This is a genomic window from Streptomyces gilvus (assembly GCF_022513565.1).
Classification (GTDB): Bacteria; Actinomycetota; Actinomycetes; order Streptomycetales; family Streptomycetaceae; genus Streptomyces; species Streptomyces gilvus.
The window spans coordinates 216,120-242,217 of the sequence record NZ_JAKWBE010000013.1 but is presented as its reverse complement, the minus strand read 5'-3'; the positions used below and the strand labels follow the sequence as shown (position 1 = coordinate 242,217).

28 protein-coding genes and 1 pseudogene are annotated in these 26,098 nt (G+C 70.3%); 4 read left to right on the top strand and 25 right to left on the bottom strand.

What is annotated here, in order from left to right:
- Both MKW14_RS21815 and MKW14_RS21810 read left to right on the top strand, forming a co-directional pair.
- Nucleotides 1–1,084, top strand: a 1,084-nt coding sequence (locus MKW14_RS21815; RefSeq protein ID WP_240864727.1) for a tyrosine-type recombinase/integrase, incomplete at its 5' end; no start/stop codon positions are given.
- 227 nt (nucleotides 1,085–1,311) lie between these two features.
- On the top strand, nucleotides 1,312–1,719 hold the full coding sequence (locus tag MKW14_RS21810; RefSeq protein WP_240864726.1) for a hypothetical protein: 408 nt from the start codon (nucleotides 1,312–1,314) through the stop codon (nucleotides 1,717–1,719).
- Between the two features lie 19 nt (nucleotides 1,720–1,738).
- Here MKW14_RS21810 and MKW14_RS21805 read toward each other — a convergent pair whose 3' ends face one another.
- The 6 genes from MKW14_RS21805 to rpsB form a co-directional block, all read right to left on the bottom strand.
- Nucleotides 1,739–2,188, bottom strand: coding sequence for an SRPBCC family protein (locus MKW14_RS21805; protein WP_240864723.1), 450 nt, complete (start codon nucleotides 2,186–2,188; stop codon nucleotides 1,739–1,741).
- Nucleotides 2,189–2,287: 99 nt separating this feature from the next.
- Entirely contained in the window at nucleotides 2,288–3,412 is a 1,125-nt protein-coding gene (locus MKW14_RS21800) for a phosphatidate cytidylyltransferase (protein WP_240864722.1), read from the bottom strand.
- A complete protein-coding gene (frr, locus tag MKW14_RS21795; RefSeq protein WP_133047349.1) occupies nucleotides 3,412–3,969 on the bottom strand; it encodes a ribosome recycling factor in 558 nt (185 codons plus the stop codon). The genes MKW14_RS21800 and frr overlap by 1 nt, the downstream gene beginning before the upstream one ends.
- A gap of 142 nt (nucleotides 3,970–4,111) precedes the next feature.
- Nucleotides 4,112–4,870, bottom strand: a complete 759-nt coding sequence (gene pyrH / locus MKW14_RS21790; protein WP_240864720.1) for a UMP kinase — start codon at nucleotides 4,868–4,870, stop codon at nucleotides 4,112–4,114.
- A gap of 166 nt (nucleotides 4,871–5,036) precedes the next feature.
- Nucleotides 5,037–5,873: a translation elongation factor Ts gene (gene tsf, locus MKW14_RS21785; RefSeq protein WP_240864718.1), complete on the bottom strand. Its 837-nt coding sequence runs from the start codon at nucleotides 5,871–5,873 to the stop codon at nucleotides 5,037–5,039.
- A gap of 150 nt (nucleotides 5,874–6,023) precedes the next feature.
- Nucleotides 6,024–6,911: a 30S ribosomal protein S2 gene (gene rpsB / locus MKW14_RS21780; RefSeq protein ID WP_208782991.1), complete on the bottom strand. Its 888-nt coding sequence runs from the start codon at nucleotides 6,909–6,911 to the stop codon at nucleotides 6,024–6,026.
- 272 nt (nucleotides 6,912–7,183) lie between these two features.
- Between rpsB and MKW14_RS21775 the strand changes: the two genes are divergently transcribed.
- Nucleotides 7,184–7,756: a M23 family metallopeptidase gene (locus MKW14_RS21775; protein WP_240864715.1), complete on the top strand. Its 573-nt coding sequence runs from the start codon at nucleotides 7,184–7,186 to the stop codon at nucleotides 7,754–7,756.
- 463 nt (nucleotides 7,757–8,219) lie between these two features.
- Here MKW14_RS21775 and MKW14_RS21770 read toward each other — a convergent pair whose 3' ends face one another.
- The 18 genes and pseudogenes from MKW14_RS21770 to proS all read right to left on the bottom strand — a co-directional run bounded on the left by MKW14_RS21770 (nucleotide 8,220) and on the right by proS (nucleotide 22,906).
- Nucleotides 8,220–8,777: a TetR/AcrR family transcriptional regulator gene (locus MKW14_RS21770; protein ID WP_240864742.1), complete on the bottom strand. Its 558-nt coding sequence runs from the start codon at nucleotides 8,775–8,777 to the stop codon at nucleotides 8,220–8,222.
- A gap of 106 nt (nucleotides 8,778–8,883) precedes the next feature.
- Nucleotides 8,884–9,726 (bottom strand): RNA polymerase sigma factor WhiG, encoded by an 843-nt coding sequence (gene whiG, locus MKW14_RS21765; protein WP_240864713.1) that lies wholly within the window; start codon nucleotides 9,724–9,726, stop codon nucleotides 8,884–8,886.
- 230 nt (nucleotides 9,727–9,956) lie between these two features.
- The gene (gene dprA, locus MKW14_RS21760; protein ID WP_502628179.1) at nucleotides 9,957–11,231 is read right to left on the bottom strand and encodes a DNA-processing protein DprA; all 1,275 of its coding nucleotides are present in this window, start codon (nucleotides 11,229–11,231) and stop codon (nucleotides 9,957–9,959) included.
- Nucleotides 11,219–12,736, bottom strand: a pseudogene (locus MKW14_RS21755) (YifB family Mg chelatase-like AAA ATPase); the annotation flags it as partial. The pseudogene MKW14_RS21755 and the gene dprA, both read right to left, overlap by 13 nt.
- Nucleotide 12,737: 1 nt before the next feature.
- Complete coding sequence (locus MKW14_RS21750) at nucleotides 12,738–13,100, bottom strand: YraN family protein (protein WP_240864708.1); 363 nt, start codon at nucleotides 13,098–13,100, stop codon at nucleotides 12,738–12,740.
- A 160-nt stretch (nucleotides 13,101–13,260) separates the two neighbouring features.
- On the bottom strand, nucleotides 13,261–13,569 hold the full coding sequence (locus tag MKW14_RS21745) for a DUF2469 domain-containing protein (RefSeq protein ID WP_003965949.1): 309 nt from the start codon (nucleotides 13,567–13,569) through the stop codon (nucleotides 13,261–13,263).
- A gap of 56 nt (nucleotides 13,570–13,625) precedes the next feature.
- Entirely contained in the window at nucleotides 13,626–14,150 is a 525-nt protein-coding gene (locus MKW14_RS21740; protein ID WP_240864706.1) for an NUDIX hydrolase, read from the bottom strand.
- On the bottom strand, nucleotides 14,140–14,916 hold the full coding sequence (lepB, locus tag MKW14_RS21735) for a signal peptidase I (RefSeq protein ID WP_240864704.1): 777 nt from the start codon (nucleotides 14,914–14,916) through the stop codon (nucleotides 14,140–14,142). Before lepB (MKW14_RS21735) ends, MKW14_RS21740 begins: the two co-directional genes overlap by 11 nt.
- Nucleotides 14,917–15,020: 104 nt before the next feature.
- The gene (gene lepB / locus MKW14_RS21730) at nucleotides 15,021–16,004 is read right to left on the bottom strand and encodes a signal peptidase I (protein ID WP_240864701.1); all 984 of its coding nucleotides are present in this window, start codon (nucleotides 16,002–16,004) and stop codon (nucleotides 15,021–15,023) included.
- Nucleotides 15,892–17,013 (bottom strand): signal peptidase I, encoded by a 1,122-nt coding sequence (gene lepB / locus MKW14_RS21725; protein WP_240864698.1) that lies wholly within the window; start codon nucleotides 17,011–17,013, stop codon nucleotides 15,892–15,894. Before lepB (MKW14_RS21725) ends, lepB (MKW14_RS21730) begins: the two co-directional genes overlap by 113 nt.
- Entirely contained in the window at nucleotides 17,006–17,701 is a 696-nt protein-coding gene (lepB, locus tag MKW14_RS21720; protein WP_240864697.1) for a signal peptidase I, read from the bottom strand. Before lepB (MKW14_RS21720) ends, lepB (MKW14_RS21725) begins: the two co-directional genes overlap by 8 nt.
- Nucleotides 17,702–17,746: 45 nt before the next feature.
- Nucleotides 17,747–18,097 carry a 50S ribosomal protein L19 gene (rplS, locus tag MKW14_RS21715; protein ID WP_079309735.1) on the bottom strand — a complete coding sequence of 117 codons (351 nt, stop codon included), beginning with the start codon at nucleotides 18,095–18,097 and terminating at the stop codon, nucleotides 17,747–17,749.
- A 135-nt stretch (nucleotides 18,098–18,232) separates the two neighbouring features.
- Nucleotides 18,233–19,066, bottom strand: coding sequence for a tRNA (guanosine(37)-N1)-methyltransferase TrmD (gene trmD, locus MKW14_RS21710; RefSeq protein ID WP_240864693.1), 834 nt, complete (start codon nucleotides 19,064–19,066; stop codon nucleotides 18,233–18,235).
- A gap of 3 nt (nucleotides 19,067–19,069) precedes the next feature.
- Nucleotides 19,070–19,612, bottom strand: coding sequence for a ribosome maturation factor RimM (rimM, locus tag MKW14_RS21705; RefSeq protein WP_240864692.1), 543 nt, complete (start codon nucleotides 19,610–19,612; stop codon nucleotides 19,070–19,072).
- An 84-nt stretch (nucleotides 19,613–19,696) separates the two neighbouring features.
- Nucleotides 19,697–19,936, bottom strand: coding sequence for an RNA-binding protein (locus MKW14_RS21700; protein WP_003973401.1), 240 nt, complete (start codon nucleotides 19,934–19,936; stop codon nucleotides 19,697–19,699).
- A 2-nt stretch (nucleotides 19,937–19,938) separates the two neighbouring features.
- Nucleotides 19,939–20,358: a 30S ribosomal protein S16 gene (rpsP, locus tag MKW14_RS21695; protein WP_133046791.1), complete on the bottom strand. Its 420-nt coding sequence runs from the start codon at nucleotides 20,356–20,358 to the stop codon at nucleotides 19,939–19,941.
- A 274-nt stretch (nucleotides 20,359–20,632) separates the two neighbouring features.
- Nucleotides 20,633–21,229 carry a hypothetical protein gene (locus tag MKW14_RS21690; RefSeq protein WP_133046790.1) on the bottom strand — a complete coding sequence of 199 codons (597 nt, stop codon included), beginning with the start codon at nucleotides 21,227–21,229 and terminating at the stop codon, nucleotides 20,633–20,635.
- Nucleotides 21,230–21,490: 261 nt separating this feature from the next.
- Nucleotides 21,491–22,906, bottom strand: a complete 1,416-nt coding sequence (gene proS / locus MKW14_RS21685; RefSeq protein WP_240864691.1) for a proline--tRNA ligase — start codon at nucleotides 22,904–22,906, stop codon at nucleotides 21,491–21,493.
- A 200-nt stretch (nucleotides 22,907–23,106) separates the two neighbouring features.
- Here proS and MKW14_RS21680 point away from each other — a divergent pair, with 200 nt between their 5' ends.
- Nucleotides 23,107–23,976: an SAM-dependent methyltransferase gene (locus MKW14_RS21680; protein WP_240864689.1), complete on the top strand. Its 870-nt coding sequence runs from the start codon at nucleotides 23,107–23,109 to the stop codon at nucleotides 23,974–23,976.
- Here the strand turns inward: MKW14_RS21680 and ftsH are convergent.
- Nucleotides 23,973–26,018, bottom strand: coding sequence for an ATP-dependent zinc metalloprotease FtsH (gene ftsH, locus MKW14_RS21675; protein WP_240864687.1), 2,046 nt, complete (start codon nucleotides 26,016–26,018; stop codon nucleotides 23,973–23,975). The two genes, MKW14_RS21680 and ftsH, sit on opposite strands and share 4 nt — an antisense overlap.
- Nucleotides 26,019–26,098: the final 80 nt, after the last annotated feature.

Below are 26,098 nucleotides of genomic sequence, written 5' to 3'. Positions count from 1 at the left end.
GTGGCTGACCGAGATCGCGTCGGACATGTCGCGCGGGCAGTACATCGACCCGCGTGCAGCTCGGATCACGTTCAAGAGCTACGCCGAGAAGTGGCTCAAGACGCACGGCATCGACCCGGCCAGTCAGGTCGTGGTCGAGCAGCGGCTGCGTCTGCACGCATTCCGGCTGATCGGCTCTCGGCCGCTGGATTCGTTCCGCCCCGAGCACATCCGCGGCCTGGTGAGCGCACTGGAGAAGGACCCGGCCGTGAGCGGCGGTTATGCGCGGAACATCTACGGTGACGTGCGGGCCGTACTCAGTGCGGCGGTTGATGATGGGCTGTTGCCCCGTAACCCGTGCTCCGCGAAGTCCGTCCGTCCGCCGGCCACCGAGCAACGCCGTGTTGTGCCGTGGCTGCCCGTCCAGGTTCAGGCGGTCCGTGCAGCGCTCCCCCAGCGCTACCGGCCCATGGTGGCTGTGGGCGCAGGGTGCGGTCTCCGTCAGGGGGAGATCGTCGGACTGGCTGAGGATGCAATCGACTTCGACGGCGGCATCATCCGAGTGGTCCGGCAGGTGAAGCTGATTCGGGGCAAGGCCGTATTTGCTCCGCCGAAGTGCAACAAGGAGCGGGACGTACCGCTGCCGCCTTCGGTGGCTGAGGCTCTGCGGGTCCACATGGACGCCTTCAAACCGGTTGAGATCACGTTGCCCTGGCGCAAGCCGGACGGCCCGAAGGTGTCGGCCCGCCTCCTGTTCACGAACACCGCGAGCGGCATCGTCTGGCGCAGCAACTTCAACATCCAGGAGTGGAAGCCTGCTCTCGCGGCTGCTGGCTTGATCTCAGAGGCCGATGAGGACGGCAAGTACGAGTCCGCGCGTGAGCACGGCATGCACGCCCTGAGGCACTTCTACGCCTCGGTGCTGCTGGACGCGGGCGAGAGCATCAAGGCCGTGAGCGAGTACCTGGGGCACTCCGACCCTGGGCTGACGCTGCGGGTGTACGCGCACCTGATGCCGTCGAGTCAGGAGCGTACAAGGAAGGCCGTGGATCGCGTGCTTCTCCCGGCCCCACGTGAGCCTGACGGCCCAGAGACGGCCCAGTGACCCAAACCAGGCCCCCTATCCGCGCCGAACGCGCTGGTAGGGGGCTTGTTGCTGCCCGCTGACTGCCAGTTCTCCGGGCTTAGGCATGGCCCCACCAGTGTCGCAGATCCAAACGGGTGGCCCGGGACCGCGGAGGTGTAGCCCGCTCCACCCCCGATACGGGTGCGGGTTCCCTCGTGGGGGCAGGGCCGGCGCCAGCCGAAGCCTTCTCAGGAGGGGACCCTCTCATGGTCGTCAACCGTCGTCGCCGACGTCGTACCGTCACCGTCGCCACCGCCCTCGCGGGCGTGGCCCTGGCCGCCGGGTTCGTCACCGGCTGCGATCCCGACGACGTCGACCACTCGCTGGGCTGCGTGCGCGGCTACGACACCGTCGCGGACAGTCTGAGGGCGATCCACGAGGCCGGGTCGGCCGCGGCGAGCGACCCCTCGCGGACCGGCGAGTCCATCGACACCGTCCAGAAGAACCTCGACAGGATCGGTGACGACACGGGTGACAGCAAGGTCGACAAGGCCGTGAAGGACCTGGACCGGGCCCTCGCCGACTACAACAGGGCCGTCCTCGCCGGCGAGAACCCGGACTCGCGCGCGATCGACGAGGCGGCCGACGAGCTGAAGGACGTCTGCGCCTCGTAGCGAGGGCCAGGAAGCGACGCTAGGGCGTGTGCTCCAGGCGTTCCTTGAGCATGCGTTCGTTGCGCGGCAGTTCCTTGCGGACCTGGGGACGGACGAACAGGGGCAGCATGACCTTGCCGAGGCCGTGGCCCTCGAAGTCGAGGTCCATCTTCACCCGGGAGCGGCGCCCGTCGTCGATCGGTTCCACCTCGGCGTGGAACAGGCCCCTGACCGGGCCGTCGATGCCGCGCACACTCCAGCTGTGCGGCGGGTCGTACTCGGTGTACTCCATGGTCATCGGCATCTCACGGCGGCGCCCGAGGCGCCGGGTGACCCGGACCTGGGATCCGGTGTGCAGCGGCCCCTCGTCGAGCCGCTCCGCGGACACCGCGCTCAGCTGCCACTCCGGCAGATGGGAGGGATCGATGACGTACGCCCAGACGTCCTCGGGAGTGCGGTCGACGTCGATCTCTTCGTGGAAGGCGGACATGACGCCCTCCTTTCAGGGGATCCCCTTCGAGGGCTTACACGGGGATCGTCCCACTCGCCCGGCGGCCGCGCCAACGAGCGAGCGGGACTCCCGGGCCCGTCAGCCGGCCCCCACGAACAGCACCATCAGCAGCCACACCACCGGCGCGGTCGGCAGCAGGGAGTCCAGGCGGTCCATGATGCCGCCGTGTCCCGGCAGCAAGGTGCCCATGTCCTTGATGCCCAGGTCCCGCTTGATCATCGACTCGCCGAGGTCGCCCAGCGTGGCGCTGGCCGCGACGGCGAGACCCAGCAGCAGGCCCTGCCACCAGGCGCCGTCGTCGATCAGGAACTGCATGCACAGCGCGCCCGCCACCATCGCGAACGCCACCGCGCCCAGCAGACCCTCGCGCGTCTTGCCGGGGCTGATGCGCGGCGCGAGCTTGTGCTTGCCGAAGCGCCAGCCGACGGCGTACGCGCCCGTGTCACTCACGACCGTGAGCAGGAGGAAGGTCAGGACGCGCCACGGCCCGTCGTCCGCCGCGAGCATGAGCGCCACGAACGTCGCCAGGAAGGGCACGTAGAACGCGGCGAAGACGCCCGCCGTGACGTCCCGGAGATAGTTCTCCGGCGGTTCCGTCATGCGCCAGACGAGGACGGCGAGTGCCGTGAGCGCCATGGCGACCCACGCGCCCTCGGCCCCCCGCACGTATCCGGCGACGACCATCGCGGCGCCGCCGAGAGCCAGCGGAACCAGCGGCGCCTTGATGTCCTTGCGCTCGCCGAGCCGGCTGGTCAGTTCCCACAGGCCGACGACGACGGCGACCGCGATCACGCCCACGAAGACGGCCTTGACGACGAAGAGCGACGCGATGATCACCACGCCGAGCCCGACGCCGACGCCTATGGCCGCGCTCAGGTCGCGCCCAGCGCTCTTCTTCTGCGGCTGGGGCGCCGGCTGCGAGGCGTCGGGCATGGGCTCCGGATTCTGCTGCACCGCCAGGGGCGGCGGTGCCTGCGGCGTCTCGTCGCGGAACAGGGGGCCGCTCAGCCGTGCGGCCCCCCGGTCGTCATCCTGGTCTCCGCCGTACGCGGGCACCTCGGGCACGATGGGCATGGGGCGAGTCTGCTGCGCCTCGGGCGCATCGTACGCGGGACCCGCCGGGGCAGGCCCCTGGACAGGCCCCTGGTCGGACGGCCCCCAGTACCCGTTGTGTGGCGGCGCTCCCCAGGAAGAGTCGTTCATCAGACCTCGAGCAGCTCCGCTTCCTTGTGCTTCAGGAGCTCGTCAACCTGGGCCACGTACTTGTGCGTGGTGTCGTCGAGCTCCTTCTCGGCGCGGCGGCCCTCGTCCTCGCCGATGTCGCCGTCCTTGACGGCCTTGTCGAGGGCGTCCTTCGCCTTGCGGCGCACGGAGCGGATGGACACACGCGCGTCCTCGGCCTTGCCCTTGGCGACCTTGATGTAGTCGCGGCGCCGCTCCTCGGTCAGCTCGGGGAACACCACCCGGATGATGTTGCCGTCATTGCTCGGGTTGACGCCCAGGTCGGAGTCGCGGATGGCCTGTTCGATGTTGCGCAGGGCCGTCTTGTCGAACGGGGTCACGACCGCCATGCGCGGCTCCGGCACGGAGAACGAAGCCAGCTGGTTGATCGGCGTCGGCGCGCCGTAGTAGTCGGCCACGATCTTGTTGAACATCGCCGGGTGCGCACGGCCGGTGCGGATCGCGGCGAAGTCCTCCTTGGCGACCACGACGGCCTTCTCCATCTTCTCCTCGGCCTCGAGGAGGGTCTCTTCGATCACCACTTGCTCCTGCGTGTCTTGAGTAAGGCCCGGCTGCGGTTCCTGTGGGGGCGGCGGCCGGCTGCGTCGCGTCTTCTTCCTGCACGGTTCCCGACCTGCGGGACATTGTCCATCCCCCGGTCAGGGTCCGTCGGTGTTGCTGTCAGTCCCGGCCGTCCTGGTCACCCACCAGCGTGCCGATCTTCTCACCCTTGACGGCGCGGGCGATATTGCCCTCGGTCAGGAGCTCGAAGACGAGGATCGGGAGCTTGTTGTCGCGGCACAGCGTGATGGCGGTGGCGTCGGCGACCTTGAGGTCGCGGGTGATGACCTCGCCGTAGCCGAGGGAGTCGAACTTGACGGCGTCCGGGTTGCGCTTGGGGTCGGAGTCGTAGACCCCGTCCACACCGTTCTTGCCCATCAGCAGCGCCTCGGCGTCGATCTCCAGGGCGCGCTGGGCGGCGGTGGTGTCGGTGGAGAAGTACGGCATGCCCATACCGGCGCCGAAGATGACCACGCGGCCCTTCTCCAGATGGCGCACGGCCCGCAGCGGGATGTACGGCTCGGCGACCTGGCCCATGGTGATGGCGGTCTGCACCCGGCTGTCGATGCCCTCCTTCTCCAGGAAGTCCTGGAGGGCGAGGCAGTTCATCACGGTGCCGAGCATGCCCATGTAGTCCGAGCGGGCGCGGTCCATGCCGCGCTGCTGCAGCTCGGCGCCGCGGAAGAAGTTGCCGCCGCCGATGACGACCGCGACCTGCGCTCCGTCGCGGACGACGGCCGCGATCTCGCGGGCGATCTTGTGCACCACGTCGGGGTCCACGCCCAGGCCCCCGCCACCGGAGAAGGCCTCTCCGGACAGCTTCAGCAGAAACCGGCCGGGTACTTTGCCGTCGTCGCTCTTCTGGGGCTTGGTGGTCATGGAGATCCCGCCTCTTTCACCTGTTGCACATACGAAGAAGGCCATTGCCGGTGGGGTTTGGTTCCCGTGCTCGGCAATGGCCTCCTCGTCAGATCCGCTGTCGTCCGTCACCCGCTGACAACTGCGTACGACCCTATCGGGGTCGCGCGCCGATCGCGGTACGGACTCAGATGCCGACCTTGATGCGCGTGAAGCGCTTCAGGGTGACACCGGCCTCGTCCAGGACCTTCTGGACGGACTTCTTCGCGTCGAGCGCGTACGGCTGGCCGAGGACCGTGGCGTCCTTGAAGAAGCCGTTGAGACGACCCTCGACGATCTTGGCGATCGCGGCCTCGGGCTTGCCCTCGGCGCGGGTGGTCTCCTCGGCGATGCGGCGCTCGGACTCGACGACCTCGGCCGGCACGTCCTCCTTGGAGAGGTACTTCGGCGCGAAGGCGGCGATGTGCTGGGCGATGCCGCGGGCGACCTCGGCGTTCGGCTTGTCCAGCTCGACGAGGACACCGATCTGCGGGGGCAGGTCGGGCATCGTGCGGTGCATGTACGCGGTCACGTAGCCGTCGGCGAACTGCGCGAAGCGGTCCAGGACGATCTTCTCGCCGAGGTTGGCGTTGGCCTCGTCCACGAACGCCTGGACGGTCTTGCCGGCCTCGATCTCGGAGCCCAGCAGGGCCTCGAGGTCGGCCGGGGAGGTCTTGGCGACGTGCTCGGCGATCGCGTTGGCGACGGCCTGGAACTTCTCGCCCTTGGCGACGAAGTCCGTCTCGCACTTCAGCTCGACGAGGACGCCGGAGGAGTTGTCGTCGGCGATGATGGAGACCACGGCGCCGTTCTCGGCGGAGCGGCCCTCGCGCTTGGCGACGCCCTTCTGGCCCTTGATGCGCAGCGCCTCGACGGCCTTGTCGACGTTGCCCTCGGCCTCGTCCAGCGCCTTCTTGCAGTCCATCATGCCGGCGCCGGTGAGCTCACGAAGCTTCTTGACGTCGGCGGCGGTGTAGTTCGCCATGAGTCTGTGAATCTTTCTCGAAGTCTGGAAGATCGAAGATCTACGGGTCCACGGCCCTCATGTAGCGGGGACCGCCGACTCTCCGCTGACCTACGGGTGAACGGCGGGGGCGACCCGGATGTCGCCGCCCCCGCCGTCAACGCTGACTGATCAGGCCTGCTCGGCGTCCGCGGCCGGGGCCTCGGCAGCCGGAGCCTCGGCCGCGGGGGCCTCGGCGGCAGGAGCCTCAGCGGCGGCCTCGGCCGGCTTCTCGGCCTCGTCCGCCTTCTTCTCGCCCTCGAGCAGGTCGCGCTCCCACTCGGCGAGCGGCTCGCCCGCGGCCTTCTCCTTGCCCTCGGTGGCGACACCGCTGCGGGCGATGAGGCCCTCGGCGACGGCGTCGGCGATCACACGGGTGAGCAGGGTGACGGAGCGGATCGCGTCGTCGTTGCCCGGGATCTTGTAGTCGACCTCGTCGGGGTCGCAGTTGGTGTCGAGGATCGCGACGACCGGGATGTTGAGCTTCCGGGCCTCACCGACCGCGATGTGCTCCTTCTTGGTGTCCACGATCCAGACGGCGCTGGGCACCTTCTGCATCTCGCGGATACCGCCGAGGGTCTTCTCCAGCTTGGCCTTCTCGCGCGAGAGCACGAGAAGCTCCTTCTTGGTCAGACCGGACGCGGCGACGTCCTCGAAGTCGATCTGCTCGAGCTCCTTGAGGCGCTGCAGACGCTTGTAGACGGTGGAGAAGTTGGTGAGCATGCCGCCCAGCCAGCGCTGGTTGACGTAGGGCATGCCGACGCGGGTGGCCTGCTCGGCGATGGCCTCCTGCGCCTGCTTCTTCGTGCCGACGAACATGACCGTGCCGCCGTGGGCGACGGTCTCCTTGACGAACTCGTAGGCGCGGTCGATGTACGACAGCGACTGGAGCAGGTCGATGATGTAGATGCCGTTGCGCTCGGTGAAGATGAAGCGCTTCATCTTCGGGTTCCAGCGACGGGTCTGGTGACCGAAGTGGACGCCGCTCTCCAGCAGCTCCCGCATCGTGACGACGGCCATGGCCGTATCTCCTTGAATTTCTCGGTTGTCCCGCGGATACCGCACGGCATCCGCGCCTGACGCCCGCGTGCGCCGTGCCGCAGAGGACCGAGAGGCGCTGACACCGGCTTGTGATCACCTGATGTCGGGGCGTGCGAAGTCGACCCGGTGACCCGGATCGCCAGAAGAAGTGTACGGGACCGGCGAGGCACCGGGTGACGCCGCTGTCCACAACCCGGGAGTAATCCACAGATCGCGCCATGATCGACGGCGGGTGCGGGACCGTTCCCCTCATGCGAGCGAACCGATACCTACGTCTGACGGTGACGGCTCTCCTGGCGCTGACGTGGGCCGTCCTGACCCCGTGGGCCTGGGCGGAGCCCCCACCGCCCCGGTCCGACCCGCCCCCGGGGGTCCCGGCCATCGGCCGCGCCTGGCCGGTGGGCACCCGTCCCACGGTCGTACGAGGCTGGGAGCCCCCGGCGACGGTCTACGGCCGGGGCCACCGCGGCGTGGACCTGGCGGCCCCGGCCGGGACACCGGTCCGCGCGGTGGCAGCCGGCCGGGTGTCCTTCGCGGGCCGGGTCGCGGGAAGGGGGGTGGTGTCGGTGGAGCTGACGGGCACGGACCTGCGCACGACCTACGAACCGGTGAGCGCGTCGGTGGCGAAGGGTGACGAGGTGGAGCCGGGCGAGGTGGTGGGAACGGTGGAGCCCACGGGCTCGCACTGCACCGTCACGTGCGTGCACTGGGGCTTGCTCCGCGCCGAGACCTACCTGGACCCCCTGTCCCTGCTCCCCCCATGGCTCCTGCACAGGGGCCCGTCAAGACTGCTCCCGGTACTGGGGGTCCCGCTGCCTGAGTAGCCTGCGGGAACACGTCCGGCCCGGGAGAGTCGCACCGCGCCCGCCTTCGACGAGCGAAAGCGGACCCGCCGCGCCCGCCTTTCGCCCACGAGGGCAGTCGCACCGCGCCCGCCCTCGACCAACGGGAACAGACCCGCCGCGCTCGCGCCCTCGACCAGCGAGAGCAGACACACCCCGCCCGCCCCTTCGACTAACGCAAGCAGACGCACCGCGTCCACCCTCGGCCCGCGGGATCAGAGGCACAGCGCCCGCGCCCTCGCCGACGAGAGCAGACGCGCCGTGGCCGCCTTCGGCCCGCGGGGGTGTCGCACCGCGCCGTCTCCGACTCGCGGGAGGGCAGTTGTGCGGCGAGTTGCTCGGCCCCTGGGGCAATGGTGTCGCACGTCCTGCCGGCCTCGGCCGCGCGCGCCCCGCAGGACCAGCGCCAACGCCACCGCCGCATTCGCGACAGGCCCTGCTCGTCTCAGCCGCGCACTCCGCTCAGCACCAGGGCGACGGCCGCGTCCGCGATCGCCTCGGGAGGCTCTGCCACCCCCAGCTCGATCCGTCGGACCGCCGCGTCCACGACCCCCTGCACCAGCATCGCGCCCAGTCGGGGTTCGGGGTGTCCCATGTCCCCCAGCGCTTCCACGATCATCGCCACGAGCCCGCCGTGCGCGGCCCGGATCTTCTCCCGGGCCCCCGCGTCCAGCTCGCTCGCGGAGATCGTCACGACCGCCCGGTGCCGTCGGTCCCCCACCAGCTCCAGCTGCCGCCGCACATACGCCTCGACCTTGCCCGCCGCCGACCCGGCCTCCGCCATGGCGGCCTCGACCTCGGCCGCCCACACCGGGAAGTCGACCGCGCACAGTTCCTCGACCACGGCGGCCCGGGACCGGAAGTACTCGTACACCGACGACCGCGCCAGCCCCGTCCGCTCGGCGAGCGCCGGGAACGTCAGCGCGTCCGTCCCTCCCTCGGACAGCAACGACCGGGCCGCGTCCAGCAGGGCGGCTCGCTGCATCGACCGGTGCTCGGCCACGGAGGCCGCTCGAATCCTTGGCACGTCAACCACTTTACGGACGCGCCACCCCGGACGGGAGTGACTCGCATCGACACCGCCCGCCCCGGCGCGGCCACCATCGGACTCACCGCCCGAAGCTCGCCAGCTTCGCCCGCAACTGCAGCACCGACTTGGTGTGGATCTGACTGACCCGGCTCTCGGTCACACCCAGCACGTTCCCGATCTCGGCGAGCGTGAGCCCCTCGTAGTAGTAGAGGGTGACCACGGTCTTCTCCCGCTCGGGCAAGGTGTTGATCGCCCGCGCCAGGAACCGTCTGAGCTCCCGGTCCTCGGCCACCTCCACGGGGTTGTCCGCGGCGGTGTCCTCCAGCGTGTCCATGACGCTCAGCCCGTCGCCGCCCTCGCCCCCGACGTGCAGCAGCTCCTCCAGCGCCACCACGTTCGCCAGCGACAACTGGCTGAACACCGCGTGGAGTTCGTCCACCCCGATGCCCATCTCGGCGGCCACCTCGCCCTCCGACGGAGTCCTCCGCAGCCGCGCCTCCAGCGTCGCGTACGCCCGCTCCACGTTCCGCGCCTTCTGCCGCACCGACCGCGGGATCCAGTCCAGCGCCCGCAGCTCGTCGATCATCGCGCCGCGGATCCGGGTGATCGCGTACGTCTCGAACTTGATCTCCCGGTCGATGTCGAACTTCTCGATCGCGTCGATCAGTCCGAACACGCCCGAGGAGACGAAGTCGGCCTGTTCGACGTTGGGCGGCAGACCGACACTCACCCGTCCCGCCACGTACTTGACCAGCGGCGAGTAGTGCAGGATCAGCTGCTCCCGCAGCCGTTCGTCCCCCGTGTCCTTGTACGACCGCCACAGTTCGTCGAGCGTCGAGGGAGCGGGCGGCCGCACGCTGCCACCGTCGCGGGCGGCTGGGGGGATCGCCGCCCGGTCGGACCCGGAGGTGTGCTGGGGCATTCGTCGCCTTGTGCCGTTCTGCCGTGAAGTGCCTGCTGCGTCGGAACCTCGTGAGCGTAGCGTGACTGAGGTGTCGCGGTGAGCGAACGGCGAGGGGGAACGCGTACGGGGACATGTGCCGGGGGCCGTCCCACCGGGTCGCGATGGTCACTTTCCGTGATCGCCGGGGACCCCGACCGCCATTGTTTGCACAGGTGCGGGGCTTCCCCCGGACGGCCGAACACGCTCCGTCAACATCCGCCCCGGCCGTCGCGGACGGAGATCATCGCCTGGCGTGTCAACTTCCAGCCGTCGCCGTGTCGTTCGACGTAACCGAGTGATCGGAGTTCGTACAGTCTCGCGATCGCGTCGTCCCGGGTGGTCTGTGCGCCGCGGGCGACCGCGTCGGCGGAGGCGGTCCCCCGGCCCGGCAGCGCGGCCAGCACCCGTCTGGCGCCCGGTTCCAGCAGGTCCCTGGGCAGCACGGGCCCGCGCCGCTGGGGTGCCAGTTCACCCATGTCGCCGACGAGTTCCACGACCTCGGCGGCGTCGGTGACGAGGACGGCGTCGTCGCGCAGCAGTTCGTGCACGCCGGCCGAGAGGCTGCTGGTGGCCGGTCCGGGTACTCCCATCGTGTGGCGTCCTAGCCGTTGTGCCGCCCGTGCGGTGACGAGCGAGCCGCTGCGGTGGGCGGCCTCGACGACCACGGTGCCTCTGGTCAGGGCGGCGATGACCCGGTTGCGGACGATGAATCTGCTGGCCGTCGGATGCTCACCGAGCGGCAGTTCCCCGACCACCAGTCCCTGCTCGGCGATCCGGTTGATCAACTCGGTGTGTCCACGCGGATAGGGCCGGTCGACGCCCGAAGCGAGCACGGCCACCGTGGCCCCGCCGGCCCCGAGCGCCCCTCGATGAGCGGCCCCGTCCACGCCGTAGGCCCCGCCGGACACGACGACCCACCCGCGTTCGGCGAGTCCGGCGCCGAGTGTGGCGGCCATGTGAGCGCCGTACTCGGTACAGGCCCGCGCCCCGACGACGGCGACGGACCGCAAAGCCCACATCCGCAGACTGGGCCTGCCCCGGACCCAGAGGCCCACGGGACGGGCGTCGCCGAGGTCGTCGAGCTGCGCCGACCACTCCGTGTCCCCCGGGATCACGAACCGAACCCCGGCTTCCCGGGCAAGACCGAGATCCCGCTCGGCGTCGGCCTCCCGGGCACGGGCGTGCAGCCCCGCCCAGCGCTTGTCGGTGACCCCGGCGAGCTGCGGCGCCCCTTTCCGCAGCACCCGCACGGTCTCCGCGGCCCCCAGCTCGCGCACCCACCGGCCCGCCACTTCGTCACCGGGTTCCAGGACCCGGCTGAGGAAGACGCGGGCGAGCAGCTCGCTGTCCGGGCCGTCGGCGGTCACGTCAGCGCCCCGATGGCCATGGGGACGCCCCTGGGAACGCCCGTGCGCAGTTGCAGCGCGAGGCCGACGTCCATCGCGCCGGGCCGGTCGTGCCCGACCAGGTCGGCGACGGTCCAGGCGACACGAAGGACGCGGTCGAGTCCGCGAGCGGTCAGCACACCCCGCTCCAGGTTGCGTTCGGCCTCGTCCATCGCCCCGCTCGCGGCGTGCCACCGGCTGCGCAGCTCCCGGCCGGGGACCTCGCTGTTGGTCCGCCACGGAGTGCCGGCGAGCCGCGCCGCCGCGCGCTCCCTCGCCGCCCGTACCCGCTCGGCGACCGTCGCTGTGGACTCGCCCCGCGCGCCGAGCTGCGTGAGCTCGGCGCGCGTGACCCGGTCCACCTCGACCCGGAGGTCGACCCGGTCCAGCAGTGGCCCGGACAGTCGCGCCTGGTAGCGGCGGATCGCCGAGGGCGGGCACTCGCAGAAGTCGTCCGTCTGGGAGAAGCGCCCACAGGGGCAGGGGTTGGCGGCGAGCACCATCAGGAACTTCGCCGGGAAACGCACCACACCCGCGCTGCGGGCGATCACCACGTGCCCGGCCTCCAGCGGCTGGCGCAGGGCGTCGAGGGCGTGGCTGCTGAACTCGGGCGTCTCGTCCAGGAAGAGAACACCCCGGTGCGACAGCGACACCGCCCCGGGCCGGGCGATGCCGGGACCGCCGCCGACGAGTGCCTGCATGGTCGCCGAGTGGTGCGGGGCGCAGTACGGGGCGACGTCGATCAGGGGTTTGCCCGGCGGCAGCAGTCCCGCCACCGAGTGGACCGCGGTGACCTCCAGCGACTCCTCGCGGCAGAGCCTGGGCAGGATGGCGGGCAGCCGTTCCGCCAGCATGGTCTTGCCGGCGCCCGGCGGGCCCTCCAGGAACAGATGGTGTCCGCCCGCCGCGGCGACCTCCACCGCCGTCCGTGCCGAGATCTGACCCACCACGTCGGCGAGGTCATGGCCCTGGTCCTGGTGTGCGGCGCCCATGCTGCGCATGCCCGTGGCCGCACCGGTGCCGGGCACACGCAGCCCGGCGAGGAGCGGATCCGGACGGCCGGGCTCCTCGGGTTCCTCGTCGGGCACGGGCTCGTCCGCCAGCACGGCGATCAGCTGCCGCAGGCTTCGCACGCCCAGCACGGACACCCCGGGCACCAGCGAGGCCTCGGCCGCGGCGCACTCGGGCACGACGACGTGTTCGTAGCCGGCGTCCGCCGCAGCGAGCACCGCCGGCAGGATCCCCCGGACCGGCCGCACCCGGCCGTCCAGGCCCAGCTCGCCGATCATCACGATGTCCGCCAGCACTCGCGGGTCGATGCGCTCCGACGCCCCCAGCACCGCGCAGGCCACGGCCAAATCGAAGCCGGAACCGGCTTTCGGCACCGATGCGGGGCTGAGCCCGACCGTCAGTTTCTTCTGCGGCCACTCGCCCCCCGAGTTCACCACGGCCGCCCGCACCCGGTCCCGGCTCTCCGTCAGGCTCTTGTCCGGGAGGCCCACCAGGGTGAACGCCGCCACCCCGGGCTCCAGGTCCGCCTGGACCTCGACCACCACGCCCTCGACGCCCACGAGCGCCACCGAGCACGTCCGCGCGAACCCCATCTCAGGCCACCCCCCGCGCGTGCTCGACCACCGGCGCGCCGCGGTCCGGCAGGACCACGCCGATCAGGTCGATGCGGACGCCTCCCGGCGGGGCGCCCCCGTGGGCGTGGATCCAGCGTTCCGCGAGGTCCCGCAGACGCTGCGCCTTGTCGGGTGTCACCGCGGCCATCGGGTGCTCGTACGCACCGCTCCTGCGGGTCTTCACCTCGCAGACGACCAGGACGTCCCCGTCCCGGGCCACGATGTCGATCTCCCCGGTCCTGCCACCGCGCCAGTTGCGCTCCAGGACCGTCATTCCGGCGTCCGCCAGCCGCCGCGCGGCCAGGTCCTCGCCGTACTTGCCCATCGCACCTCGTGCGTTCATGTCGGCACCACCTCCGGCGCCAACCGTCACGCATCCCACAGACAGATGTGGATCTTGGTGCACAACTCACTGGTTGTGGACAACTCCGTCACTCACACGAGTGACAGTCCCCGTGGCATCACCGGGCCCGGCAGCCCCCTGCCCGCCTCACCCGCCCGCCTCACCCGCCCGGCAGCTCCAGGTCGCTCTTGTTCAGCTCCTCGATGTTCACGTCCTTGAATGTCAGGACCCGCACTTGCTTCACGAAACGCGCCGGGCGGTACATGTCCCACACCCACGCGTCCGCCATCGAGACCTCGAAGAACACCTCACCCTGGACCGAGTGCACCTGCATCTCGTAGTCGTTGGTCAGGTAGAAGCGCCGCTCGGTCTCGATCACGTATTTGAACAGACCGACGACGTCGCGGTACTCCCGGTAGAGCTTCAGCTCCATCTCGGTCTCGTACTTCTCGAGGTCCTCGGCGCTCATGGCAGCTTCCCCTTCAGCCGTGCGGTCCCACCATTGTGCGCCAGTCCCGTCAGCCCCTAGACGATTTCCGTGTCAAGGGTCACGGGGCCGGCCGGGGGCCCCTCGTCGAGCAGCCGGCGCAGCAGCTCGGCGAGTCTGGTCGGATACACCGTCTCATGTGCCCGGGCAAGTTCCGCACACGTCCACCAGCGCGCTCCGGCGACGCTGCGCCGCTCCAGCTCGGTGAGGCCCCTGGCCTCGGTGACCGTCTGGGTCGTACGGGCCAGGTAGTACCACTCGTCCTGGTCCCAGCCTCGTCCCGCGAACGGGAAGGAGCACGTCCGCCGCCACAGCACCGGACCGAGTTCGACCTCGGTGATGCCGGTCTCCTCGGCGAGTTCCCGCAGTGCGGCCTGTTCACGACTCTCGTCGCCCTCCAGGCCACCGCCCGGCGTGAACCACCAGTCGTCGCCGGGATCGTCCGGTTCGTGGCCGTGCAGGAGCAGGATGCGGTCCTCGGGGTCGAGCAGGACGACCCGGGCCACCTTGCGCAGGCCGCCCGCGCGGGAGTCCTCGTACGCGCCCGTCGCCTCAGCGGGCACCCACGGGCTCCGTCCGGGTGCGGGAGCGCCTGCCGCCCAGCCGCTTGGCGATCGGGCCGTACGCGCCGCCACCGAGCACGAGGACGGCACCGACGACGATCAGGGTGACGATCACGCGCAGCGGGCCCGGCGTCGACAGCGCGCCCAGCGTCTCGAAGCCCGTGGGACGGGCCAGCATGCCCTTCATGGGCCACACCACGGCGTCCACCCGGGCCGTGACCGCGGACTCGGCGACCGTGCCCTGGGCCGCGTCGGTGAGGTGGGCGGAGGAGTCCAGCGAGCCCTGGCGCTCGTCACCGAGGAGGAACAGACGGCCCTTGGGGACCTTCACGGTCGGGATGGTCTTGTCCTCGACCGCGCCGCCCTTGAGGTAGCCCTCGTCGATCTGCTTGCCGTTGACGGTCAGCTTGCCGCCGGTGCAGCAGGAGACGGTGTCCCCGCCGACCGCGACCACGCGCTTGACCACGGGGGCGTTGGTGACCCAGGTCTTGTCCGTGAAGACGACGACGTCGCCCCGGTGCACCTCACTGCCGTCGACGCGCTGGGCCAGCACCCGGTCACCGGCGTCGATCGTCGGCGTCATCGAGGTCGTCGGCACGGTGTAGGGCCGGTAGACCAGCGCTCCCCAGCCGAATCCGCCGAGGAACAGCACGATGCCCAGGGCGACCGCTGTGCCGGACAGGCGCTGTCCCGCCTTGGTGCCCACCGGGCTCGTGCTCTTGCCACCGCTGCGCGGGGCCGTACGTGTCGTGCTCTCGCCACCCATGGACCCGCACCCTACCCGGCGGTACCTGAACGGGTCAGCCCTTCATGGCCGCCCGAGGTCACAGCTGCACCAGGGTTTCACCAAGGCTGGGTGCGAGGCCCGGTTCAGCGGGTCTCGGCGGGCGCGATCCTCCTGCGCCGCCACAGCACCACCGGCACCGCGCCGGCGAGCGCGAGGGCGTTCGGGGCGACGGTCAGGGCGGCGGACGCCGAGGACTTGTCGTTGATGCCGGGCTGCTCGAAGGTGTCCGGGATGGGCAGGGTGCTCCAGCGGTTGATCGGCCAGGCGATGACGATGGCGCGGCCCACGACCTTGCTCACCGGGACCATGCCGTTGTGCTTGTCGCTCTGGTTGTAGCGGGAGTCGCGGGAGTTCTGGCGGTGGTCGCCCATCACCCAGATGTAGCCCTTGGGGACCTTCACCGTGAACTGGCCGCCCTGGTCGTCGACGCTGCACGGGGTGTTGCCCGGGTAGACGATCGAGGTGTCGTTCAGCGCCTTGCCGTTGACCTTCAGCGGGCCGCTGCCCTTGCAGGAGACCGTGTCGCCGCCGACCCCGATGACGCGCTTGATCAGGTCCTTCTCCTCGGCGGACGGCATCAGGCCGATCCAGCTGAGGACCTTCTGCAGCGCGTTCGGGTTGGCCGTCGGCTCGCCGGCCAGCCAGTTGTCCGGGTCGTGGAAGACGACGACCTCACCGCGCTTCGGCTTCGAGCCGAACCAGGGGGTGAGCTTGTCCACCAGGACGCGGTCGCCCTGCTGGAGGGTGTTCTGCATCGAGTCCGAGGGGATCGAGAACGCCTGCACCAGGAAGGTCTTGATCAGCAGCGCGAGGACGAGCGCGATGACGATCAGGATGGGCAGCTCCTTCCAGAAGGAGCGCTGCTTCTTCGCCGTGGGCGTCGAGTCGCCCGGGCCCTGGTCATCCGTCCTGGTCCGTTCGCCGGGCGCCGCGGGCTCGTCCTGCGCGCCGGAGTCACTCCCGGAGGTCACGGCGCTGTCCGCGGCCGGGACAGCTGATTCCGCGGGGCTTCCGCGGTGCTCCTCGCCGTCGTGTCCGGACCGTGCGCCAACCGCCACATCCCCCACGCCAACTCCTTACTCTGTGCCGCCGCCTGAGCCGTCCCCGGCGCAGGCCCACCACTCCCATAACGAGCGGGAGTTCCGCAGGGCTCGGGAGCTGGATCGCTGTCTTCGGATCGTCGGGTGCAACCCTATGCGACAGCTCGGGGGACGCGGTCGTCCCCGACACGGAGTTGGAGACGGAGGAGAAAGTTTTAGGTTCCTTCAAGGACGTCATGTGGCCGAGGGGCCAGGCGATCACCATGGCCCGTCCCACGACGGAGTGCAGCGAGACCGTGCCGCCGTAGTCGGTGTTCATATGGGCGCGGGAGTCCGCCGAGTTGCCCCGGTGGTCGCCCATCACCCACAGCCGCCCCTGCGGGACGGTGATGTCGAACGGCTGGGTGGAGGGGGCGTTGCCGGGATACAGGTAGTCCTGCTCGGTCAGGGGCACGCCGTTGACGGTCACCCGCCCCTCGGCGTCACAGCACTTGACGTGGTCGCCGCCGACGCCGATGACCCGTTTGATGAGGTCCTTGTCGTTGGCCGAGGGCAGCAGGCCGATGAAGGTGAGCCCTTCCTTGATCTGCTTGACGACGATGGGGTCGTTCTTGGTCGTCGTGGTCTGCTCGCCCGCGAGCCAGCCGCCGGGGTCCTTGAACACGACGACGTCCCCGCGCTTGGGCTCGGAGCCGAACCACGGGGTGAACTTGTCGACCAGGACGCGGTCGCCGATCCGGATCGTCTGCTCCATGGAGCCGGACGGGATCACGAACGCCTGGACGAGGAACGTCTTCAGGACCAGCGCTATGAGGACCGCCACGCCGACCAGGAGCGGTATCTCCTTGACCGCGCTGCGCCTGCGCTTTCGTTTGACCTTGCGCTGCAGTTTGCGGCGCTCCGCGCGGGTGCGGCCGCCGCTCGGCGCGGTGCCGGTGGAGGTGCGCCGGGAGCCGGTGGGCAGCAGGTTCTCGGTGCCGAACGTGCCGTAGCCGCCGCCCGGCTCCGGACGGCGCGGTTTGCCGCGATTACCCATGCGCACCGCCGGCGGCGGGCACGCGCGCGTAGGCGGCGGGGCGGTGCAGGCGGGTCCAGTGGGTGGTGGGCCATACGATCCAGTCGGCGCGGCCGATGACGTCGGAGACGGGGATCATGCCGCCGCCCGGCGAGCCCAGGTGGTCGCGTGAGTCGCTCGAGTCGCTGCGGTGGTCGCCGAGGACGAAGAGGGTGCCGTCGGGCACGACGACACGGAAGGGCACCGTCGACGGGCTGTCCCCGGGGTACAGGAAGGCCGACTCGTCGACCGACCGGCCGTTCACCTCGATCCTCCCCTCCCTGTCGCAGCAGACAACGCGGTCTCCGCCCACGCCCACGACGCGCTTGATGTAGTCCGCATCACCGAAATACCCAGTTCCGTCGAACACCACAACATCGCCGCGGCGGGGCTCGGCACCGAAACGGTACGCCAACTTATTTACGAGAACGCGGTCGCCGATCCTCAATCCCTGTTCCATGGATCCGCTGGGAATCTGGAATGGTTGGGCCACGAAAGAGTTGAGGAGCAGCAAAAAGACCAGGCAGACCAGCAGGGTCAGGGTGATCCGGCCGCCGGGCAGCCAGTCGGTGATCCGCGCCACCAACGCGAAACGCGACCGGCCCTCCGCAGCCACTGGTTCAGGGCGGGAGGAGCGGTCGCGCTCCGTGTGCTGTGCTTCGGTGTCCATCGGGGCGGAATGTTATCCGGCCCCGCTGTGACCACCGGTGAGAGCTCAGCTCTCGCGCTTCTCCTTGATCTTCGCCGCCTTGCCGCGCAGCTCGCGCAGGTAGTACAGCTTGGCGCGACGCACGTCACCGCGGGTGACGAGCTCGATCTTCTCCACGATCGGGGTGTGCACCGGGAAGGTGCGCTCGACGCCGACGGAGAAGGAGACCTTGCGGACCGTGAAGGTCTCGCGGACACCGGCGCCCTGGCGGCGGATAACAACGCCCTTGAACTGCTGCACACGGGAGCGGTTGCCCTCGATGACGCGGACATGGACGTTGACGGTGTCACCCGGGCGGAAGGCCGGGATGTCGCTGCGCAGCGACGCGGAGTCGACGGAGTCGAGCAGGTGAGACATTTCGTCTGCTTTCTTCGCTGATGCCACAGGTCATCAACGGGAGCTAGGTGTTCCAGGAAGGATGCTGTCCGTGTCGGGGCGGGCGTCGTGTCCCCCTGTGGCAGGGGCGCGCGCCGGACGACGCACAACAGCGGCCTATTCTTCCACGCCCTCTGGCCTGCGCCAAAATCGGCCGTACGGCTCCCCCTCCGGATCCGGCGCCCAGCCCAGGATGGAGAGCATCTCGCGGTCCTTCTTGCCGAAGGCTCTGGGGTCGCAGCGCTCGATCAGGTCGGGCCGGTTGGCCGTCGTACGCCGCAGGGCCTCGTCGCGGCGCCAGCGGGCGATCTTGCCGTGATGGCCGCTGAGCAGCACGTCGGGGATGGCGCGTCCGCGCCACTCGGGGGGCTTTGTGTAGACGGGGCCCTCCAGGAGGCTGGCCATGGCGCCGGGCGCGAAGGAGTCGTCGCGGTGCGACTCCGCGTTGCCGAGGACGCCGGGCAGCAGCCGGGCCACGGCCTCCGTGATGACCAGGACGGCAGCCTCGCCGCCGGCGAGGACGTAGTCGCCGATGGACACCTCGTACACCGGAAGCCGGGTCGCGTACTCGTCGATCACACGGCGGTCGATGCCCTCGTAGCGCGCGGGCGTGAAGATCAGCCAGGGACGCTCGGAGAGCTCGACGGCGAGTTCCTGGGTGAAGGGGCGGCCACTGGGGGTGGGCACGATCAGCGCGGGGGCGTGCGAGCCGGTCTCGTAGCCGTCGGTGAGCACGGCGTCGAGCGCGTCGCCCCAGGGGTCGGTCTTCATGACCATGCCGGGGCCACCGCCGTACGGCGTGTCGTCGACGGTGTTGTGCCGGTCGTACGTCCACGCGCGCAGGTCGTGCACCTGGACGTCGAGCTGCCCACGCGCGCGTGCCTTGCCGACGAGGGAGACGTTCAGCGGTTCGAGGTACTCGGGGAAGATCGTGACGACGTCGAGGCGCATCGCTTACGACTCTTCCCGCGAGGAGGCGATCTCCGCCTTGTCGTCGATCAGACCGGGCGGCGGCGTGATGACGGCCTTCTGCTCGGCGAGGTCGATCTCGGTGACGATCTCCTGGACGAAGGGGATCATCACCTCGCTGCCGTCGGGGCGCTCGACGATGAAGAGGTCCTGGGACGGCAGGTGCGAGATCTCGGTGATCCGGCCCACCTCCACGCCGTCCTCGGTGACGACGTCCAGGTCGATGAGCTGGTGGTCGTAGTACTCGTCCTCCTCCTCGGGCAGCTCCTCCGGGTCGACCTCGGCGATCAGGAGGGTGTTGCGCAGGGCCTCGGCGGCGTTGCGGTCGTTCACTCCCTCGAACCGCAGCAGGAGCCGCCCGCTGTGGACGCGGCCGGTCTCGATGGTGAGGGGACCCGTGGCGGCCGGGTCGGTGGCCAGGACGGCGCCGGGGGCGAGCCGCAGTTCGGGCTCGTCGGTACGGACCTCGACGGTGACCTCGCCCTTGATGCCGTGGGCTCGGCCGATCCGCGCTACTACGAGCTGCACTTCTCAGGATCTCCTGTCATACGACTACGGGCCGGGGACGGCCCAGTGGCCCTCCCCGGCCCGAGCCGGTGCTGCGTTTCGGCGTCAGCGGACGTGGTCGACGTCGACGAGGTCGACGCGGACACCGCGGCCGCCGATGGCGCCCACGACGGTGCGCAGAGCGCGCGCGGTGCGGCCGTTGCGGCCGATCACCTTGCCGAGGTCGTCGGGGTGCACCCGGACCTCGAGGACGCGCCCGCGGCGCAGGTTGCGGGATGCGACCTGCACATCGTCGGGGTTGTCGACGATGCCCTTCACGAGGTGCTCGAGAGCCTCCTCGAGCATGCTCAGGCCTCGGCCGACTCGGACTCGGCGGCAGCCTCGTCCTTCTTCTCCGCCTTCTTCTTCTGGGTGATCGCCTCACCCTTGCCCTCGTCGTCGCCACCCAGGGCCTCGAACGACGGGCGCGCCTTCTTCGGCTCGGCGACGAGCAGCGGAGCCGGGGCGGGCTCGCCCTTGAACTTCTGCCAGTCGCCGGTCTTCTTCAGGATGGCGAGGACGGGCTCGGTCGGCTGCGCGCCGACACCCAGCCAGTACGCCACGCGCTCGGCGTCCACCTCGATGACCGACGGGTTGTAGGTCGGGTGGTACTTGCCGATCTCCTCGATCGCACGGCCGTCACGACGGGTGCGGGAGTCGGCGACGACGATGCGGTAGTGAGGCGAACGGATCTTGCCCAGACGCTTCAGCTTGATCTTGACTGCCACGGGAGTGGGTTCTCCTGGATTTGACGTGGTTGGGCACGGCGAGAATGCCGCGTGGGGTTGCGGTACCCGAGTGCCCGATGGACGCGTCAGCCGGAGGAGAGAGGGGTCCTGTGCGGCTGTCGAGTACAGCTAGCCATTGTGCCACACCCGGCGGGTCGCTCACGTCGGGTGGTCCGGGGCATGCCTGAGGGGCACCCGGCGCTCCGGGTGCCCAGGGGCTGCACACGTCCGCGACGGCACTGCGGGGGTGCGGCTGCCACGAGCAGCCGCACCCTCATGCCGCGCCGACGACCTCCGGAATGCGGAACGGCTTGCCGCAGCCGCCGCAGACGATGGGGGCCTGGGCCAGGACGGACGGCACGACCCGGACGTTGCGCCCGCAGTCGCACACGGCCTTCACGCGCACTCCGCCGCCGGAGGAACCGTGCCGGGCGGCCGGTCCCCGGAAGCTCTTCGGGGTGTCCGCGGAGGTCGCCGCCGTGTGCGCCTTCAGGGCGCGCTGCAGGCGCTCCATCGTCGGGCGGTAACGGCGCTTGGCCTCGGGGTTGAGCGTGACCAGCGAGAAGCCGCTGCTGGGATGCGGTTCCTCGGGGTGGTCCAGGCCCAGTTCCTCGGCGATCGCGAGGAATCTGCGGTTGTGGTACCGGCCGGCACGGGACGTGTCGCGCACGCCGCGGGCTGCGGCGATGCCGTGGACTGCCTCATGGAGCAGTCGCTCGAAGGAGAGCTCGTGCCCACATGCGGACGACGACTCTCCGATCAGGGACTCTGGCGCGGCGAGGTCGGGCAGCTCGGGGTGGTACCGCTGAATGTCGGCCCACGCCTGCGCCAGCTCCGCGGCGAGAACAGGTGGTGTCTGTGTCGTGCTCACGTAATGACAACGAGCGGGGGTGCCGCTGTGTTCCTATTCCGGGGCATCCCAAATAATTTGCACGTACCCGTCAGTTGCCGCTGATGAGTGGAGACGAGGGCGGGTGCGCTGATCTGCGGAGAAACCTCACAGCTCCTACCAAGGTGGTACGTAGCAAGACCTACGTACCGGCGCGTAGCCGCCGTCCACGCGCCGGTGCGGCTGTGCTCCGCGGATGCGCAAGGGGCGTTTCGGCCGCTCTCGCCGCGGAAGGGCGCCGTATCAGTAAGCGCGCGCGACGAGGGCGACGTTACCGGGTGCGTCCTCGGACTCCGGCACCGACCCGTCGGCGCCGACCAGACACCGTACGGTCACCGCGTGCTCGGCCAGCCGGGCCTCGCCCTCCGCGCCGAGATCCGCCCAGGGGATGCGCGCCCAGCCGCCGGCCACGGCCGCCTCGACAGCTTCCTCGACCGTCGTGACGTCGGCCGTGCGCGCCTCACGCCGCGCGCGGGACTGCGCCAGCAGCAGCGCCTGGTCCTGCTCCAGGACGGACGGCAGCAGTCGTACGAGGGAGTCGATCGCCACCGGCTCCTTGCCGCCCGGGATCCGCCGGGCCAGCATCGCCGTGCCGTTCTCCAGGTCACGGGGGCCGACCTCGATCCGTACCGGCACGCCCTTGAGCTCCCAGTCGACGGCCCGGCGTCCGAAGGGGACGTCGGTGCGGTCGTCGACATGGACGCGGACGCCCGCGGCCGTCAGCAGGTCCCCGATCTCGCGGACCTTGGCCAGAACCGACTCGTCGCCCTTGACCGCGAGGACGACGGCCTGGATCTGCGCCAGCCGCGGGGGGACGCGCAGGCCGTCGTCGTCGCCGTGCGTCATCACCAGGGCGCCGATCATCCGGGTGGTGGAGCCCCAGGAGGTCTGCCAGACGAGTTCCTGGCTGCCTTCCCTCGACAGGTACCGGGTGTTGAAGGCCTTGGCGAAGTTCTGGCCCAGTTCGTGACTGGTGACCATCTGGAGGGCCTTGCCGTCGCCCATCATGCTTTCGAGGGTGAGGGTGTTGATGGCACCCGCGAAGCGCTCCTTGACCGTCTTGCGACCGGAGACGAAGTCCATCGCGAGGACGTCCCGCAGGAAATCCCCGTAGACGTGCCGCTGAATACGGGCGGCGAAGTCGCGTGCCTCCTCGTAGGTGGCGTGCGCGGTGTGGCCCTCCTGCCACAGGAACTCGGTCGTACGGAGGAAGAGGCGGGGCCGCAGTTCCCAACGCACCACGTTCGCCCACTGGTTGATCAGCAGCGGCAGATCGCGGTAGCTCTGCACCCACTTCGAGAAGTACTCGTTGACGATCGTCTCGGAGGTGGGCCGGACGACCGCGGGCTCCTCCAGTTCCTTGCCGCCGGCGTGGGTGACCACGGCCAGCTCCGGTGCGAAGCCCTCGACGTGGTCCGCCTCGCGGGTGAGGTACGACTGCGGGATCAGCAGCGGGAAGTACGCGTTCTGCGTGCCCGTGGCCTTGATCCGGGCGTCCATCTCGGCCTGCATCCGCTCCCAGAGCCCGTACCCGTACGGTCGGATGACCATGGTGCCGCGCACCGGTCCGTTGTCCGCCAGTTCGGCCTTGTTGACGAGGTCCTGGTACCAGCGGGGGAAGTCGTCCGCCCGGGGAGCGAGCACGGATGCCTTTGCCATGCCGGGATATTACGGGGGCACATTGCCGGGATGTGAATTCTTTTCTCCGGCGCGGTCAAGCCGCAAGCCGGGGACCGTCAACCCCTGGACGAGCGGTCGAGTGCGGAGTTACCTGGCATACGGGGGGGAGTGCGAGCGCACGTCACGGGGGCCACGGAAACGGGTACAGCGGCAACTCTCGGCGGATTGGGGCGCTTTACATGACACCTACGCTCGTGCGGCAGCACCTGCCTCATACGGGGACGACAACACCCCGTGTGGACCTGTGTGCACGCGCGCGTGACTGGTCCGAGATCCAGGAGCGGATGCTGGTTCCGCTCTACGAGGCCGTCTACGAGCGACTGGAGGTGGGCTCCGGCACCCGGCTGCTGGGCCTGGGCTGCGGCAGCGGACTCGCCCTGCTGATGGCGGCGTCCAGAGGCGCCGCGGTCACCGGTGTCGACCACCGCTCGCCCGAACGGCTCGCCCTCGCGCGGGAGCGGCTGCTCCCGGAGACGGGGAGTACGCGCGCGCGTGGGGACACACGACTCGTCGACGGTTCGCCCGAGGACGTCGGGGCCGCGGGCGACGCGGAGACGCCCGCGTACACCCTGGTGACCGCTTTCGAGCCCATCGGGTGTCTCGCGGGCGACTCGGAGGGGCTCGGCGGGCTGCTGCGGGCAGCGACACCGCTCGTCGAGCGCGGGGCGCCCGTGGTGCTCGCCGGCTGGGGTCCGCCGGAACGCTGCGCCACGTCGTCCGTGCTGCGGGTGGCCGCCAGACTGGCGGATCCGCTGCGCAGCGCGGGCAGTTGGCGCCCCGCCCTTCGCGACGACCTGGAGGAGGTCGCCCAGCGGGCCGGCCTCAAGCCGGACGGCTCGGGCCGGGTCTCCTGCCCCTTCGGCTACGCCGGCGTCGACAGCGCGCTGCGGGGGCTGCTGTCCACCGGCCTCTTCGACGCGGCGATCACCGCCACGGACCAGGTCCAGGTCGACAAGGAGCTGACGGAGGCCCTGCATCCGTACCGGCGCGGCGACGGGACGGTGTGGATGCCGAACGTCTTCCGCTACCTGATCGCGCGCGTGCCCTAGAGGGAGTCCCCGGGCCGGCCCCGCACCTCCGCGGCCTGCGCGGGCTCCGCGGGCTCTGCGGGCTCTGCGGGCTCTGCGGCCCGCGCAGCCTTCGCGGTCTTCGCGTCCTCGACGTCCTTGGTCAGACGCGTGATGCCCGCGATGCGGTACACGTCGGCCTCCTCCAGGGTCTCCCGCTCCAGCAGGGCCTCGGCGAGGGCGTCGAGCCGACCGCGGTGCTCGGCGAGCTTGCGGCAGGCCTCGTCGTAGCACTCGTCGACGATGCGGCGCATCTCGCCGTCGATGACGTCGAGGGTCTGCGGGGCCGCCGCCAGGCCGTACGCCTGCTGGGCGTCGCCCGGGAGGGCGGAGAGGCGGCCGACGCGGTCGCTCATGCCCCAGCGGGCGACCATCCCGCGCGCGATGTTGGTGACCTGTTCGAGGTCGTTCTCGGCGCCGGTGGTGATCACCCCGTACACCACCTGTTCCGCCGCCATGCCGCCGAGCGCGCCGATGATCCGGCCGCGCAGGTACTCCTCGGTGTAGGCGTACTTGTCGGACTCCGGCGTCGACAGGGTGACGCCGAGGGCGCGGCCGCGCGGGACGATGGTGATCTTGCGGACGGGGTCGGCGCCGGGCTGGAGCATGCCCAGCAGGGCGTGTCCGCTCTCGTGGTACGCCGTCCTGCGCCGCTCCTCGTCGGGCATCACCAGCGGCCGTTCCGCGCCCAGCTGGACCTTCTCCAGCGCCTCCGAGAGGTCGGCCTGCGTGACCCTCTCCTGCTTGCGCTTGACGGCGAGGAGGGCGGCCTCGTTGGCGAGGTTGGCGAGTTCGGCGCCGGTCATGCCCGGGGTCGTACGGGCCACCTGGGCGAGGTCGACGTCCTTGGCGAGCGGGATCTGGCGGGTGTGGATCTCCAGGATGGCCTGACGGCCGCCGCGGTCCGGGGGCGAGACCATGACCACCCGGTCGAAGCGGCCGGGGCGGGTCAGGGCCGGGTCGAGGACGTCGGCGCGGTTGGTGGCCGCGATGACGATGACGCCCTCCGAGCCGGAGAAGCCGTCCATCTCGGTGAGGATCTGGTTCAGCGTCTGCTCGCGCTCGTCGTGACCGCCCATTCCGGAGCCGCCGCCGCGGGCCCGGCCGATGGTGTCGATCTCGTCGATGAAGATGATCGACGGGGCCACCTTGCGGGCCTCCGCGAAGAGTTCACGCACGCGTGAGGCGCCCACACCGACGATCATCTCGATGAACTCGGAGGCGGACGCCGAGAAGAACGGCACCCCCGCCTCGCCGGCGACCGCCCGCGCGAGCAGCGTCTTGCCGGTGCCGGGAGGGCCCGCGAGCAGCACGCCCTTGGGCATCTTCGCGCCCATCCTCCGGTAGGCGTCGGGGTTCTTCAGGAAGTCCACGACGTCGTTGAGCTCGCCCTCGACCTCGTCGATGCCGGCGACGTCCTCGAACGTGGTGCGCTGCTGCCCCGGTTCCAGCTCCACCGGCTTGGGCGGCGCCTTGCGGCCGAGCATGCCACCCGCGCCGCCGAGCCCCGAGCTCATCCGCCGCGCGATGAACACCCACACCGCGATCAGCAGCAGCATCGGCGCCAGCGAGATCAGCAGGTTGGACAGGAAGCTGCGGTGCTGGACGACCGGCTCCGCGGTGACCGTGACGTCGTGCTTGGTCAGGTCCTCCCAGACCTTGTCGTCCGCGAAGGTGGGCCGCTCGGTGTTGAACTTGGTGTACTTCCCCTCGCCCTCGGGGTTGTCCCGGGCCTTCTTGAGCTGGCCCTGGATGGCGTTGCCCTTGGCGTAGATCTTGCTGACGTTGCCCGCGTCGACCTGCTTGCTGAACTCGGTGTAGGAGATCGTCGGCTCGTCGCCCTCGTTGAAGAACGACAGCAGCACGTTCGCGATCAGGTACACGACCAGCGCGGTGAGGATCAGGCTCCACCAGCCGCCGCGCATCTTCCGGCCGCCCGGGGACGGCTTCTGCGGCTCCTCGGGCGTGCCCTCGGTACGCCAGGGCTGGTCGGGCGACTTGCGCGGCGGCGCGGGGTTGGTCATAACCGGACGTTACGACAACGACCAACCCCGGGCATGCGCTGCGGGTGAAATCGACCCATGAACTTGACGAGCGGCCCGTC